This is a genomic window from Aeromonas sp. ASNIH4, assembly GCF_002934425.1.
In the GTDB taxonomy this organism is placed as follows: Bacteria; Pseudomonadota; Gammaproteobacteria; order Enterobacterales; family Aeromonadaceae; genus Aeromonas; species Aeromonas hydrophila.
On sequence record NZ_CP026217.1, the window covers coordinates 5,027,501 to 5,042,119 of the forward strand.

9 protein-coding genes, 1 tRNA gene and 3 rRNA genes (1 of these 13 running past the window's edge) are annotated in these 14,619 nt (G+C 61.0%); 12 read left to right on the forward strand and 1 reads right to left on the reverse strand.

The genetic code is table 11. From position 1 onward, the window contains the following. The 11 genes from C2U40_RS23585 to C2U40_RS23635 form a co-directional block, all read left to right on the forward strand. A 23S ribosomal RNA gene (locus tag C2U40_RS23585) occupies positions 1-1,085 on the forward strand (it extends 1,804 nt beyond the left edge of the window). An 83-nt stretch (positions 1,086-1,168) separates the two neighbouring features. Then, positions 1,169-1,283 (forward strand): 5S ribosomal RNA (gene rrf, locus C2U40_RS23590). Between the two features lie 106 nt (positions 1,284-1,389). Beyond that, positions 1,390-1,465: transfer RNA gene (locus tag C2U40_RS23595), tRNA-Thr, on the forward strand. A 23-nt stretch (positions 1,466-1,488) separates the two neighbouring features. Next, positions 1,489-1,603, forward strand: a 5S ribosomal RNA gene (gene rrf, locus C2U40_RS23600). Between the two features lie 154 nt (positions 1,604-1,757). Further along, on the forward strand, positions 1,758-2,723 hold the full coding sequence (ebgR, locus tag C2U40_RS23605; RefSeq protein WP_029302426.1) for a transcriptional regulator EbgR: 966 nt from the start codon (positions 1,758-1,760) through the stop codon (positions 2,721-2,723). 321 nt (positions 2,724-3,044) lie between these two features. Then, positions 3,045-6,119: a beta-galactosidase subunit alpha gene (gene ebgA / locus C2U40_RS23610; protein WP_103829002.1), complete on the forward strand. Its 3,075-nt coding sequence runs from the start codon at positions 3,045-3,047 to the stop codon at positions 6,117-6,119. Next, positions 6,116-6,571, forward strand: coding sequence for a beta-galactosidase subunit beta (locus tag C2U40_RS23615; protein WP_103829003.1), 456 nt, complete (start codon positions 6,116-6,118; stop codon positions 6,569-6,571). Before ebgA ends, C2U40_RS23615 begins: the two co-directional genes overlap by 4 nt. A gap of 101 nt (positions 6,572-6,672) precedes the next feature. Then, a complete protein-coding gene (locus C2U40_RS23620) occupies positions 6,673-8,118 on the forward strand; it encodes an amino acid permease (protein WP_103829004.1) in 1,446 nt (481 codons plus the stop codon). A gap of 76 nt (positions 8,119-8,194) precedes the next feature. Next, positions 8,195-8,533 (forward strand): tRNA-binding protein, encoded by a 339-nt coding sequence (locus C2U40_RS23625; protein ID WP_005357433.1) that lies wholly within the window; start codon positions 8,195-8,197, stop codon positions 8,531-8,533. Between the two features lie 167 nt (positions 8,534-8,700). Further along, positions 8,701-10,137, forward strand: coding sequence for an amino acid permease (locus C2U40_RS23630; protein ID WP_103829005.1), 1,437 nt, complete (start codon positions 8,701-8,703; stop codon positions 10,135-10,137). Positions 10,138-10,348: 211 nt separating this feature from the next. Further along, positions 10,349-11,320: a bile acid:sodium symporter family protein gene (locus C2U40_RS23635; RefSeq protein WP_103829006.1), complete on the forward strand. Its 972-nt coding sequence runs from the start codon at positions 10,349-10,351 to the stop codon at positions 11,318-11,320. A gap of 57 nt (positions 11,321-11,377) precedes the next feature. Here the strand turns inward: C2U40_RS23635 and ovoA are convergent, their stop codons facing one another. Beyond that, positions 11,378-13,528: a 5-histidylcysteine sulfoxide synthase gene (gene ovoA / locus C2U40_RS23640; protein WP_103829007.1), complete on the reverse strand. Its 2,151-nt coding sequence runs from the start codon at positions 13,526-13,528 to the stop codon at positions 11,378-11,380. A gap of 364 nt (positions 13,529-13,892) precedes the next feature. On the opposite strand from ovoA, the gene C2U40_RS23645 reads away from it, so the two are divergent. Next, entirely contained in the window at positions 13,893-14,615 is a 723-nt protein-coding gene (locus C2U40_RS23645) for a head GIN domain-containing protein (RefSeq protein ID WP_103829008.1), read from the forward strand. The last annotated feature ends 4 nt before the right edge of the window (positions 14,616-14,619 follow it).

The following is a 14,619-nucleotide window of genomic DNA, read 5'->3' on the forward strand; positions in this document are numbered from 1 at the left end:
AGGGTGTGACACCTGCCCGGTGCCGGAAGGTTAATTGATGGGGTTAGCGCAAGCGAAGCTCTTGATCGAAGCCCCGGTAAACGGCGGCCGTAACTATAACGGTCCTAAGGTAGCGAAATTCCTTGTCGGGTAAGTTCCGACCTGCACGAATGGTGTAACCATGGCCATGCTGTCTCCACCCGAGACTCAGTGAAATCGAATTCGCCGTGAAGATGCGGTGTACCCGCGGCTAGACGGAAAGACCCCGTGAACCTTTACTACAGCTTGGCACTGAACATTGAACCTACATGTGTAGGATAGGTGGGAGGCTTTGAAGGCGTGACGCCAGTTGCGCTGGAGCCGTCCTTGAAATACCACCCTTGTATGTTTGATGTTCTAACGCAGGCCCATGAATCTGGGTCGCGGACAGTGCCTGGTGGGTAGTTTGACTGGGGCGGTCTCCTCCCAAAGAGTAACGGAGGAGCACGAAGGTTGGCTAATCCTGGTCGGACATCAGGAGGTTAGTGCAATGGCATAAGCCAGCTTAACTGCGAGACGGACAGGTCGAGCAGGTACGAAAGTAGGTCATAGTGATCCGGTGGTTCTGAATGGAAGGGCCATCGCTCAACGGATAAAAGGTACTCCGGGGATAACAGGCTGATACCGCCCAAGAGTTCATATCGACGGCGGTGTTTGGCACCTCGATGTCGGCTCATCACATCCTGGGGCTGAAGTCGGTCCCAAGGGTATGGCTGTTCGCCATTTAAAGTGGTACGCGAGCTGGGTTCAGAACGTCGTGAGACAGTTCGGTCCCTATCTGCCGTGGGCGTTGGATGATTGAAGGGAGTTGCTCCTAGTACGAGAGGACCGGAGTGAACGAACCTCTGGTGTTCGGGTTGTCACGCCAGTGGCACTGCCCGGTAGCTAAGTTCGGAATCGATAACCGCTGAAAGCATCTAAGCGGGAAGCGAGCCCTGAGATGAGTCATCCCTGACCCCTTGAGGGTCCTAAAGGGCCGTTGGAGACCACAACGTTGATAGGTGGGGTGTGTAAGCGCGGCGACGTGTTGAGCTAACCCATACTAATTACCCGTGAGGCTTAACCATACAACACCCAAGAAGTGTTCTAAGGCTTGTAGCAGATACCGAGAACGAACAACAAAATCAGCTTTCTTAGATTGAAGAATTTGCCTGGCGGCCATAGCGCCGTGGAACCACCTGAACCCATGCCGAACTCAGAAGTGAAACGCGGTAGCGCCGATGGTAGTGTGGCATTCGCCATGCGAGAGTAGGACACTGCCAGGCATCAATTAAGCAATCACAGCGATGTGGTTGGTCGCGATACAACGTCAGGTTGTATTGGACAAAAGATTTAGATAGCGCACACAGTGCGGTCTTTACCGGTTAGTGTGCTGATATGGCTCAGTTGGTAGAGCGCATCCTTGGTAAGGATGAGGTCCCCAGTTCGACTCTGGGTATCAGCACCATTATTGAAGTAGTAAAGCTTTTGCCTGACGGCAATAGCGCCGTGGAACCACCTGATCCCATACCGAACTCAGAAGTGAAACGCGGTAGCGCCGATGGTAGTGTGGCATTCGCCATGCGAGAGTAGGACACTGTCAGGCACCTATTTAGAAGAGGCCTCCCATTCGGGAGGCCTTTTTGCATAGGAATTTTGCCGTCCTGATGGGTTTCTTTTAGTAAAAATGCTGGGATGTCAGCACGTTGCCCGTTACTCTTGGTCTGGTATTGTCGGGAGTCATCGCCAGAGGAGTATGCATGGCCACGTTGAAGGAAATTGCACTGGAGGCAGGGGTTTCCCAGGCTACCGTGTCGCGGGTGCTCAATGAAGATCCGACGCTGAGCGTCAAGGAAGAGACCAAGCAGAAGATCTTCGAGATCGCCGAGCGGTTGGAGTACAAGACCAGCGGCGCCCGCAAGGGGGTTCACAAGAGCAAACTGCACTTCCTGGCGGTCTATGCCTACCCGCAGAGCACCGAGGTCAACGACCCCTATTATCTGGCCATCCGCTATGGCATCGAGACCCAGTGTGCCCGACTCAACATCGAGCTGACCCACTTCTACAACGGTGCCGAGGGGCGCGATCTCTCCGCCGTCGACGGTATCCTGGTCATCGGCCATCTTCCCGCAGAGCGTCTTGCCGCGCTCCACTCCCTCTCTGCCCAGCTGGTGTTCGTGGATTGCCGTTCTCAGGGTGACTTTGACTCGATTGACGTGGATCTGGCGCTGATCAGCCAGCAGGTAGTGGACTTCTTCATCGCCCAGGGACACCAGCGCATCGGTTATATCGGCGGCCAGGATGATGGCCCGGATCTGCGCGAGCTGGCCTTCCTCGACTACGGTCAGCGCCTTGGTGTGGTGCAGGAGAGCGACCTCTATCGCGGAGATTTCTCCAGCGCCTCCGGCTACAAGTTGGCCAAAGAGATGCTGGCCGGCGACTGGCCCAAGGCGCTGTTCGTCGCCTCCGACTCCATCGCCATCGGCGTGCTGCGTGCCATCCACGAGAAGGGACTAGCGATTCCCCAGCAGATCGAGCTGATCAGCGTCAACGATATTCCGACCGCCAAGTTCACCTTCCCGCCGCTCTCCACGGTGCGGATCCACTCCGAGTTGATGGGCTCCCAGGGGGTCAATCTGCTGGTTGAGCGGCTGCGTGACGAGCGCGATATCCCGCTGCGGGTGCTGGTACCGAGCAAGTTGACCCTGCGCGGTACTACGCGATAATTTTAGTAAAACTATCCTGTTTTTAGTCGCACCATCTTGCGGTGGTGCGACCACCCTCCCAAGCAAACCGCCTTCCCATATCATCCCACGACGTCATATCATATTGTTTTATAGTTGATTTTATTGCAGTTCAGCCAACTATTATCAACATCCATGCCACTCCTCTATAGCTTGCTCTCCTTTATCTCCCGCCTCTGATCTCGCTCACAAAACCATCCATACATTGTGATCAGGTTAAAACTTTACCAATACAAAACTGATATTTAGTAAATGTTTATCTAGAGTTTACCCAGTTAACGTTGCCTTGTTCCGGGAGGACATGTGAATAATTGGGAAAACGTCCAATTCGTTGGTGAAAACAGGCTGGCTCCGCATGCCTACTTCTTCTCCTATGCCGACCATGCGCTGGCGGCCACCATGCAGCGCGAGCTGAGCCGCCGTTTTCTGGGCCTTAGCGGCCAGTGGCAGTTCCACTACTTCGACCACCCCCTGCAGGTGCCGGAGGCCTTCTATCACAGCCCCATGAGCGAGTGGGACCAGATCACCGTGCCCAACATGTGGCAGATGGAAGGACATGGTCAGCTGCAGTACACCGACGAAGGTTTTCCCTTCCCCATCGACGTACCTTTCGTGCCGACCAACAACCCCACCGGCGCCTATCAACGCAGCTTCACGCTGAGCCCGGCCTGGGACGGCGAACAGGTGATCATCAAGTTTGACGGAGTGGAGACCTACTTCGAGGTCTATGTGAACGGCCACTACGTCGGTTTCAGCAAGGGCAGTCGCCTCACCGCCGAGTTCGATATCAGTGCCTACGCCAATATTGGCGAGAACCTGCTGTCAGTGCGGGTGATGCAGTGGGCTGACTCCACCTATATCGAAGATCAGGATATGTGGTGGATGGCGGGGATCTTCCGCGACGTCTATCTGGTGGGCAAACCGGCCGCCCATGTGCAGGACTTCTTCATCCGCACTGTGCTGGCGGATGACAATCAGAGCGCTACCCTGAGCTGCGATATCCAGCTGGAAAACCTGGGGGCACCTGCCCGTGATCACCGTCTGGTCTGGTCGCTGCTGGATCAGGGCAGCGAGATCGCCAGCGGCTCGCTCGATCATCTCGCCATCGATGGCAAGTGTGATTGCCGCTTCACGCTGGATCTGGCCAACCCCCATCTGTGGAGCGCCGAAGACCCTTACCTCTACCAGCTGCAACTTTCCCTCTACAACGGTCAGGGCGAGCTGCTGGAGGTGATCCCGCAGCGGGTCGGGGTGCGTGAAATCAAGGTCAAGGATGGCCTCTTCTACGTCAACGGCCACTACCTCAAGCTGCACGGGGTGAACCGCCACGACAACGACCACCTCAAGAGCCGCGCGGTCGGCATGGACCGTGTTGAACGCGACATAGTGCTGATGAAGCAGCACAACCTCAACTCGGTACGCACCGCCCACTACCCGAACGACCCGCGCTTCTACGAGCTGTGCGATCAGTACGGTCTGTTCGTGATGGCGGAGACCGACGTGGAGACCCACGGCTTTGCCAACGTAGGCGATCTCAGCCGCATCACCGATGACCCCTTCTGGGAGCCGGTGTTCGTGGATCGCATCGAGCGCCACGTGCACGCCCAGAAGAACCATCCCTCCATCATCATCTGGTCGCTCGGCAATGAGTCCGGCTACGGCTGCAACATCAGAACCATGTACCAGCGCTGCAAGGCGATCGACCCGACCCGGCTGGTGCACTACGAAGAGGATCGCGATGCCGAGGTGGTGGATGTGGTCAGTACCATGTATTCCCGCGTCTCCCAGATGAACTGCTTCGGCGAGTTCCCGATGGAGAAGCCGCGTATTCTCTGCGAATACGCCCATGCCATGGGCAATGGCCCGGGTGGCCTGAGCGAATATCAGCAGGTGTTCGACCGTCATCCCCACATTCAGGGCCACTACATCTGGGAGTGGTGCGATCACGGCATTCTGGATCAGGACGAGCAGGGGCGCCCCGTTTACAAATACGGCGGCGACTACGGCGACTATCCCAACAACTACAACTTCTGCATGGATGGCCTCATCTATCCGGATCAGACCCCGGGGCCGGGCCTGCGCGAATACAAGCAGGTGATCTGCCCGGTCAAGGTGCGCGCGCTGGATCTGGCGAGCGGCCGGCTTGAGCTGGAAAACCGCTACTGGTTCTCCAATCTCGACGACATCCGCCTGCTGGTCGAGGTGAAGGCCGAAGGCGAACTGCTGGCCAGCCAGCAGATCCGGCTGGAAGGGGTGGCTCCCGGTGCCACCACTGAGTTGCAGCTTGAGCTGCCGTCCCTCGATGGGCGGGAAACCTTCGTCCAGCTGCGGGTCATCAAGGCCAGTGCCACCCGCTACAGCGCCGCGGAGCACGAGTTGGGCCAGTACCAGTTCCAGCTGAAAGAGTCGACTCGTCAGCTGCAGCCCTTTGCCAATCCCAACGCCACACCGTTGCATATCGCCGACGAGCGCCTCGACCTGACCCTGAGCGGCAGCGGCTTTGCCCTGCGCTTCTCGCGCCTCGATGGCAAGCTGGTGAGCTGGCAGCAGGATGGCAATGAGCTTATCGAGCACTCGCCGCGTCTCACCTTCTTCAAGCCGATGATCGACAACCACAAGCAGGAGTACGAGAGCCTGTGGCACCCGAACCACCTGCAGATCATGCAGGAGCACTTCCGCACGTTGAGCTGGCGTCAGCTGGGCGAGGCGGTCGAGGTAACGGTGGAGAGTCTGATCGCGCCGCCGGTGTTCGATTTCGGCATGCGTTGCCGCTACGTCTACACCCTGAGTCCGAACGGCCAGCTGCACGTGGCGCTGTCCGGTCAGCCCTACGGCGGCTATGACGACATCATTCCCAAGATCGGCTTCGAGCTGGGCATTCGTCAGGATCTCGACCGGGTGCACTACTACGGCATGGGGCCGGGCGAGAACTATCAGGACAGCCGCCAGAGCAACTGGATCGACAGTTTCCAGAGCTCGGTGGGCGAGATGTGGGAGCACTACCCCTTCCCGCAGGACAACGGCAACCGTCAACAGGTGCGCTGGGCGACATTGACCAACCGTCACGGCGCCGGTCTCTACGTGCGGCCCGATGCCCCCATCAACCTGAGCGTCTGGCCCTACAGCTGGGAGCATATCCACGCGGCGCAGCACATCAACGAGCTGGAGCCCTGTGGTTATCTCACCCTCAATCTGGATCACAAGGTGCTGGGACTCGGTTCCAACTCCTGGGGCTCCGAGGTGCTGGACTCCTGGCGGGTGCGCTTCGAGCCGTTCAGCTTCGGTCTGACCCTGCTGCCCATCGCCCGTGGCAACCTCAATCCGGCTGCGCTGGCCGGGCTCGATCTCACCATCAACGGCGGGAGGAACCTCGCATGATCACCCTGGACAACCTGACCCTGTTCAAAAACATCTACCGGGAGGGCAAGAAGTGGGGCCGCTGCGTGGAGGCCATCAACAACTTGCCGAACCTCAAGCCCGGCATCTGCCACTCCATCGGCGACTCCCTCACCTACCGCTTGCAGGAGGGGGCCAGCCCGGCCACCTCACTGTTCGAGGGGCAGCGCCGCTACTTCGACGTTCACTACTACCTGGAAGGGGTGGAGACGGTGGAGTGGGCTGCCAAGTCGGATCTGCGGGTCGAGCGGGCCTATGACGACACCACAGACCGCGAGTGGCTGGCTGGCGAGGTGCGTGAGCGCCAGCAGGTGGGCAACGGGCAGGTGGTGATCTTCGAGAACGACGAGGCGTACCGGTTCACAGGCGACAGCCCGGTGCGCAAGCTGATCATCAAGGTCACCGTCGAAGGCGGCTACTTCAAAAACAAATAACAAGCCGCCGGTTCTGCACTGACAAAGCCGGAAGGGCGGGGCTCACCCTACAAATCATGCCCCGCTCTTTCGCGAGATAACTACAGGTCTGGAGATGCACCATGTCTGATTCCAAACGCAATACGATAGGCAAGTTTGGTCTGCTGTCGCTCACCTTCGCGGCGGTATTCAGCTTCAACAACGTCATCAACAACAACATCGAAATCGGTCTGGCCTCGGCACCGATGTTCTTTCTGGCCACCATTTTTTACTTCATTCCGTTTTGCCTGATCATTGCGGAATTTGTGTCACTGAATAAGAACTCCGAAGCGGGGGTGTATGCCTGGGTGAAGAGTTCCCTCGGCGGTCGCTGGGCCTTTATCTCCGCCTACACCTACTGGTTCGTGAACCTTTTCTTCTTCACCTCCTTGCTGCCGCGGGTCATCGCCTACGCCTCCTATGCCTTCCTCGGCTACGAGTACATTCTCACCCCGGTGGCGACCACGGCCTTGAGCATGGTGCTGTTTGCCTTTGCCACCTACGTCTCCACCAACGGCGCCAAGATGCTGGGCCCCATCACTTCGGTGACCTCGTCCCTGATGCTGCTATTGACCCTCTCCTACACCCTGCTGGCGGGTGCGGCACTGGTGGGCGGCGTGCAGCCAGCCGACCCCATCACGGTAGAGGCCATGGTCCCCGATTTCAGCTGGGCCTTCCTCGGCATTACCACCTGGATCTTCATGGCAGCCGGTGGCGCCGAGTCGGTGGCGGTCTACGTCAATGACGTGAAGGGCGGCTCCAAGTCCTTCGTCAAGGTGATCATCGTCGCCGGGATCTTTATCGGCGTGCTCTACTCCATCGCGTCTCTGTTGATCAACGTGTTCGTCCACAGCGACACCCTGAAATATACCGGCGGCTCGGTACAGGTGTTCGAGGGGCTGGCAGCCTACTTCGGCCTGCCGGAGATCCTGATGAACCGCTTCGTCGGGCTGGTCTCCTTCACCGCCATGTTCGGTTCCCTGCTGATGTGGACCGCGACCCCGGTGAAGATCTTCTTCTCCGAGATCCCGGCCGGCATCTTCGGCAAGAAGACGGTCGAGCTGAACGAGAACGGCGTGCCTGCCCGTGCAGCCTGGATCCAGTACCTCATCGTGCTGCCGCTGATGGTGATCCCGACCCTGGGCTCCAACACAGCGCAGGATCTGATGAACACCGTCATCAACATGACCGCCGCCGCCTCCATGCTGCCGCCGCTGTTCATCATGCTGGCCTACCTCAATCTGCGGCTGAAGCTCGACCATCTGCCGCGGGATTTCAAGATGGGTTCGCGCACCACCGGCATCGCCGTGGTCTCGGTGCTGATAGCCATCTTCTCGGTGGGCTTCCTCGCCTCCACCTTCCCGACCGGCGCCGACATCATGACCATCGTCTTCTACAACGTCGGCGGGATCCTGATCTTCCTCGGCTTCGCCTGGTGGAAGTACAACCGATACGAGGCCTCCCTCAGTGCCGAGGCGCGTGCGAAAGAGGCCCAGCCGGCGGCGCAGGCGGTCATCCAGCCGTCATGAGCACTGCATTGACTCCCCATCAAGCCGGGTGGCTGTTGGCCACCCGCAAACCGTTGAACCAGAAAAGGAAAAGAGCATGAGCGAGACGATCGAGTTTGCCGAATTCAAGCGGGTCGAGATGAAGGTGGGCAAGGTGCTGGAGGTGGTGCGCCACCCCGGTGCCGACAAACTCTATATCGTCCAGATCGACGTGGGTGGCGAGCGGCCACTGCAGACCGTCACCAGTCTGGTGCCTTACTACAGCGAAGATGAGCTGATGGGCAGCGAGGTGGTGGTGCTGACCAACCTCAAGCCCACCAGGATGCGCGGCGAGCGCTCCGAATGCATGTTGCTCTGCGCCGAGACCCCGGATGAGAGCCAGAGCGTGCTGTTGCAACCGCGGGTGCCGATGGCGCCGGGCACCCCGATCGTCTGAACGGGATTGCGAGCCGGTGCGGTGAGATTGCACCGGTTTACCAACGAGGCCGTCCAAGCGGCCCGATCATAACAAGAGAGTAAAGCGCAGGGCCGACAGACCCTTGCCGAACACATCACAGAGTCACAGCGTTACCCGCAGGGAGCGCGAGTCCACTGGAGGACACCATGTCTGAATCCGTACGCGGCACCATAGGCAAGTTTGCCCTGTTGTCGATGACCTTTGCCGCCGTGTTCAACGTGCGCAACATCGTCAACAACAACATCGAGCTGGGGCTCAGCTCCGCCCCCATCTTCCTGCTGGCGACCCTGGTCTACTTCATCCCGTTCGTCTTCATCATCGCCGAGTTTGTCTCGGCCAACAAAAACTCCGAGTCGGGGATGTACGACTGGCTTAAAAAACCGCTCGGCACCCGGATGGCCTATCTGGGCTCGTTTCTCTACTGGTTCGTGAACCTGTTCTGGTTCGTTTCCCTGCTGCCCAATGTCATCGCCTACGCCTCCTACGCCATGTTGGGCTATGAGTACAGCTTCTCGCCCATGGTCACCTCGGTCATCTCCATCGTGCTGTTTGCGGCGGCGACCCACATCTCCACCAAGGGGGCGAGCTGGCTCGGCAAGATTGCCGAGATCGTGGCCTACGGCGTGTTTGCCCTGTTCGCCATCTATGTGCTGGGCGCCCTGATGGCTCTGAGTGGCGATCATGTGCCGGCCCAGCCCATCACCCTGGAAGCCATGACTCCCACCATCAACTGGGCGACGCTCGGTATCATGTGCTGGATCTTCCAGGCGGCGGGCGGTGCCGAAACGGCGGCGGCCTACCTCAATGACGTGAAGGGCGGCCAGAAGTCCTTCATCAAGGTGATCATCAGTGCCGGCATCGTCATCGGTGCCATGTATGCGGTCGGTTCCCTGCTGGTGAACGTGTTCGTGCCGCGCGAGAGCCTCACCTATGCCGGTGGCATGGTGGAGATCTTCACCGGCATGGCGCAGTACTTCCAGCTGTCGGAGGCGCTGGTGGGCCGCTTCGTCGGCGTGGTGCTGTTCATCGCCATGTTCGGCTCCATGATGATGTGGACCTCGGCGCCGGTGAAGATCCACTTCTCCGAGATCCCGCAGGGGGTTTACGGCGAGAAGACCACCCAGCTCAACGAGCACGGCGTGCCGGTGCGTGCCGCCTGGTGGCAGTTTGTCTTCGTGTTCGTGATGCTGGTGGTCAACGGGTTCGGCTCCGAGTCGGTGCAGCAGATGATGAACACCGCCATCAATCTCACTGCAGGGACTGCCATGCTGCCGCCGATCTTCATCATGGTGGCCTACTTCGTGTTCCGCTGGAAACATGACGACACCCCGCGCGAGTTCCGCATGGGATCGCGCACCTTCGGGATGGCGGTGGTGTCGGTGCTGATCGCCATCTTCGTGGTGAGCATGAGCGCCTCCGCCTTCCCGAGCGGGGTAGATCTGGTGCGCGCCTTCTTCATCAATGTCTTCATGACCGCGGTTTTCTCGGCGCTGGCCTACTGGTGGATCTCCCGCTTCGAGAAGCGCCAAGCCCGCAAGCAGGCCACCGGCACAGCCGGCGGCAAGCTGGCCAAGCAGAGTTGAAGCACAAGGCTGGCCGGATCCGGTGGCCAGCCGGGCTTGCTTAATTTCCGGCAGATAAAGAGGGGTCGCTCAACTTTGCGCCTTCCGTTTATCGGGGTAAGCTGGGGATTCGTTTCAACAGGAGCTGTGCCACAGCTCCTGTTGTGTTTCCTGTCGTCCCCGATCACCGGCCCCGCGCGGGGACGGGATCTGCTTTCACCGGAGACCGCTCGTGCGTCTGGATCCCTTTACCTCTGTACTGATTGTGGTGGTCGCGCTGGCCTCCTTCTTCCCCTGCGAGGGGCAGGTGGCCGTCTGGTTCGGTCTGCTGACCAAGCTGGCGGTGGCGCTGCTGTTCTTCATGCATGGCGCCAAGCTGTCGCGCCAGAACCTGCTGGCGGGCCTCGGCCACTGGCGGCTGCACCTGGTGGTGATGGCCAGCACCTTCGTGCTGTTCCCGCTGCTGGGGCTGCTGCTCACGCCGCTGGTGCCCCACTGGCTGAGCCCGGCCATCTACCTCGGTTTCCTCTACCTCTGTGCCCTGCCCGCCACCGTGCAGTCGGCCATCGCCTTCACCTCCATGGCTGGCGGCAATGTGTCGGCGGCGGTGTGCAGCGCCTCGGCCTCTAGCATCCTCGGCATCTTCCTCTCGCCGGTGCTGGTGGGGCTGATGATCAATGTGCAGGGGGAGGGGGTCGATACCTGGCACTCCATTCAGGCCATCATGGTGCAGCTGATGCTGCCGTTCGTGGTGGGCCACCTGTCGCGCCCGCTCATCGGCCGTTGGGTCGACAGCCACCGGCCGCTCATTGGCAAGCTGGACCAGAGCTCCATCCTGCTGGTGGTCTATGTGGCCTTCAGCGAGGCGGTGGTGCAGGGGATCTGGCATCAAGTAGGCTGGTACGATCTGGCCAGTATCGTGCTGCTGAGCTGTGTGCTGCTGGCACTGGTGCTGGGCTGGAACATCTGGATCAGCCGCCGCCTCGGCTTCAACAGGGCGGATGAGATCACCATCGTCTTCTGCGGCTCCAAGAAGAGCCTGGCCAACGGGGTGCCGATGGCCAACGTCATGTTCCCGGCCGCTAGCGTCGGGGTCATGGTGCTGCCGCTGATGATCTTCCACCAGATCCAGCTGATGGTGTGCGCCGTGCTGGCCCGTCGCTACCGCGAGCAGGAGGCCGCGCCCCAGGTTCAACAAGGGTAAGCGGTCCGGATAAAAAAGAGGGAGGCCATGGGCCTCCCTCTTTCGTTTGTCGCCTCGTCAGCGTTTGCGCCAGACGGTGAGCTGGGCCACCGTGTGCTGGTACTTGCGGGCGGTCTCGCGGATGACGAAGGGGACGTCCCGCGGGGGCATCTGCTCCTCGAACTCCGCCGCCAGCAGCCGCTGCAGCGCCTGATAGGTGCCGAGGGCCTCGCCGTTCTCGCGCACACCGCCGAGCCAGTTGGCCTTGGGGGTGTAGTCGGTCAGCCAGGTGTAGGGGCTGGTGAGCACCAGCAGGCCGCCGCTGCGAAGGCGCGGAGCAATGTCCCGCAGGAAGCGGGCGGGTTCCCGCAGCCGGTCGATCAGATTGGAGGCGAGCACCAGGTCGTAGTCGCCGTACCTGGGCTTGAGGTTGCAGGCATCCCCCTGGCTGAAGTGGACCCGCTCGCTCTGCTGGCGGCCGAGCTCATGGCGGGAGAGCCGCGCCTCGCAATACTCCACCAGCTCCCCTTCCACCGGCACCGCGTAGCGGAAGCTGTCCTGGCTGGCGAGCGCCAGCGCCACGTCGATGAAGCGGGCCGAGTAGTCGACCCCGTCCACGTGGGCGAAGTGGCGCGCCAGTTCGAAGCTGGCACGGCCGGTGGCGCAGCCGATGTCGAGCGCCCGCTCATGGCGGCGGCACAGCTCGCTGGCCAGGCCGGCCAGGGTCTGGGCGTAGTTGGCGACCCCGAAGTGGGTCGGTCCGTACTGGAAGTCGAGATACTGAGCGACCAGCGTGTCGGTTTCATAGGGATTCACGATAACGGGTTCCTGATAACGGGAGACCAGATAGCGGAAACCCGCATGCTGGAAGAAGTGACGGCGGAAGGCGTAGCGGGAGGACTTGAGCGCCTCGTTGCCGGTACTGATCCAGCTGCCCCCCTTGATCAGGGTGTGCTTGCCGTCGAAGGTGGGGGTGGAGAAGTCGTCGTAGAGGGGATGCACCTTGAACCCCTCGAAGCCGTCAATGGCGGTGCTGGTCCATTGCCAGACGTTGCCCACCAGATCGAAGAAGCTGCCCTGCGGGCAGGCATCCACCGGACAGGACGATGCGAAGCGGGCCAGGTTGATGTTGCCGGGTGCCTCGATCCAGTCCGGCTGATCGCCGGCCAGCTGTTCGCGCAGCCGCATCCACTCCGCCTCGCTCGGCAACTGGACGGGCAGGCCGGTCTGGGCCGCCTGCCAGCGGCAGAAGGCGGCAGCCTCCAGCTGGTTGACCTCCACCGGCCAGTCCCAGGGCATAGGGACCTGCTCGGTCATCTGCCGCAGTTGCAGTTGCTCGGGTTCGAGGGGGTCGCCGACCCAGAAGGTGGGCATGCGGGCCTTGGCATACTGGCGCCAACCCCAGCCTTCGTCATCCCACCAGGCGCGGGTCTGGTAGCCACCCGCCTGCACGAAGTCGAAAAATTCTGCGTTGCTCACCAGCATGCGGCTGGCCTGGAAGGGGGCCAGTTCGATGTGGCGCTCGCCGTATTCGTTGTCCCAGCCGTAGGTGGCGTCCTGTTTGCCGAGCCGCACCCGGCCACCGGCGACCGGCAGCAGGCTGTTGGCGGGCACCTCGTCACGGCGATGGCGCGCCTCGGGGCAGACCGGCCACCGGGGCTGGCTGCGCACCCAGGCCAGCGGCAGCTGGCGGATCAGCACGCTGGAGGTCTCGAGATGGATGCGCTCGTGCTCTATCCCCATCAATATGACCCAGGCCGGGCTCTGCCAATGGATGGGCAGCTCGATCGGCATCCGCTCGATGAAATCACACACCAGGGCGCGCACCCGGCCGCGATAGTCGCGCAGCTCGCTGACGGAGGGCCAGTCGTAGTGGGTTTCATCGAGATCGTCCCAGCTCATCTCGTCCACCCCGATGGCGACCATGGCCTCGATGCGGGCATCGAGCCGACCCTCGATGAGGCGGGCCGCCAGCAGCTTGTTGATGAAGAAGGCGGCGGTGTGGCCGTAGTAGAAAATGAGCGGGTGGCGCAGGGGGATCGCCTTGTCAAACCAGGCCCGCTCGTCGGCCAGACAGTCGAACAGCGAGTCGTAGAGATCGAAGGTCTGGCAGAAGTAGGCGAGCAGCTCGCGGCGCTTGTGTTCGGGATCGCTGCCGGTCAGCTGCGGGGTACGGGTCGGTTCCGGCAGGCCGGTGGCGGTGGAATAGAGAAGAGTGGCTTGGGTCACGCTCTGACTCCTTGTTGGCAGTGAAGACTGACAAGACAGTGGTAATGGCATTACCGCAATGGAGAGCTTTGTACGCACAAGGTACCACTATTGGCTCAACAGACCGGCTCGGCAACCAAAAACTTCCACGGCTTGTCAGCATAGCGACCCCGTGAACGGCTCGCCAATCGGCCGTTCGCCTGCCCGTTCGGGGATGGTCAGATTCGCCAGTTTATGGTCTGAATGACTCTCCACTTGTTGTGCTCATGTGGCGTAAAAATAGATATTTTCTTTTAAATCATGCAGTTGATTAACTGGCGCAGGCTTTGCAATGGATGCTGACCAAGGGGCCACGACTGGCCAATACACAATGAGGAGAGTGGCGATGAAATGGATGATGGGCGTGGTGCTGGCGGTCGGGCTCAGCGGGTGCAGCTGGCTGGATGATACCCGGGTGAGCGGGGCGGGGGCCGTGATCGAACAGCAGCACGGGGTGGGCCGGCAGGTGACCCGGGTGCTGGCCGGGGTACCTGCCAGTGTTCATCTGGTGGCCGGCGAGCCGCGCGGATTGCGCATCCGCGGGCAGGAGAACCTGTTGCCCTACCTGGTGCTGAGCGAGCGGGGCGACAAGCTGGAGATCGAGGTGAAGGACGGTTACCGGCTCGATCCGACCGAGCCGCTGGAGATCACCATCACCCTGCCTGCGCTCCATGAGCTGGCACTGGCAGGGGTCGCCAACGGCGAGCTGCGCGGCTTCAAGGGGGAGGCGCTGGTGCTGTCGGTGGCCGGGGTCGGTGACATCGTCGCCGACGGGCTCGAGCTGGATCGGCTGGAGGGCAACATCGCGGGCGCAGGCAGCCTGGATCTGGGGAACAGCACGGCCAGGGCCATCGAGCTCAACATCGCCGGCTCGGGGGATGTGTTGGGGGCCGAGCTGAAGGGGCGCGAGGTGGAGGTCAATATCGCCGGCAGCGGCGACGTGGAGGTTCGGGCCCAGGAGCGGCTCAAGGTGGGCATCGCCGGCTCGGGCTCGGTCAGCTACTGGGGCGATCCCGTGCTGCAGAGCGAGATCGCCGGCTCCGGCGAGGTGAGCCGGCAGGGCAGCTGACTAG

What these genes read in the sequence shown, in the direction of transcription:
- C2U40_RS23620 (WP_103829004.1), top strand. Translation starts at nt 6,673, where the DNA reads ATGTCTGATTCCAAACGCAATACGATAGGCAAGTTTGGTCTGCTGTCG.
- C2U40_RS23625 (WP_005357433.1), top strand. Translation starts at nt 8,195, where the DNA reads ATGAGCGAGACGATCGAGTTTGCCGAATTCAAGCGGGTCGAGATGAAG.
- C2U40_RS23630 (WP_103829005.1), top strand. Translation starts at nt 8,701, where the DNA reads ATGTCTGAATCCGTACGCGGCACCATAGGCAAGTTTGCCCTGTTGTCG.
- C2U40_RS23645 (WP_103829008.1), top strand. Translation starts at nt 13,893, where the DNA reads ATGAAATGGATGATGGGCGTGGTGCTGGCGGTCGGGCTCAGCGGGTGC.
- C2U40_RS23615 (WP_103829003.1), top strand. Translation starts at nt 6,116, where the DNA reads ATGATCACCCTGGACAACCTGACCCTGTTCAAAAACATCTACCGGGAG.
- ebgR (WP_029302426.1), top strand. Translation starts at nt 1,758, where the DNA reads ATGGCCACGTTGAAGGAAATTGCACTGGAGGCAGGGGTTTCCCAGGCT.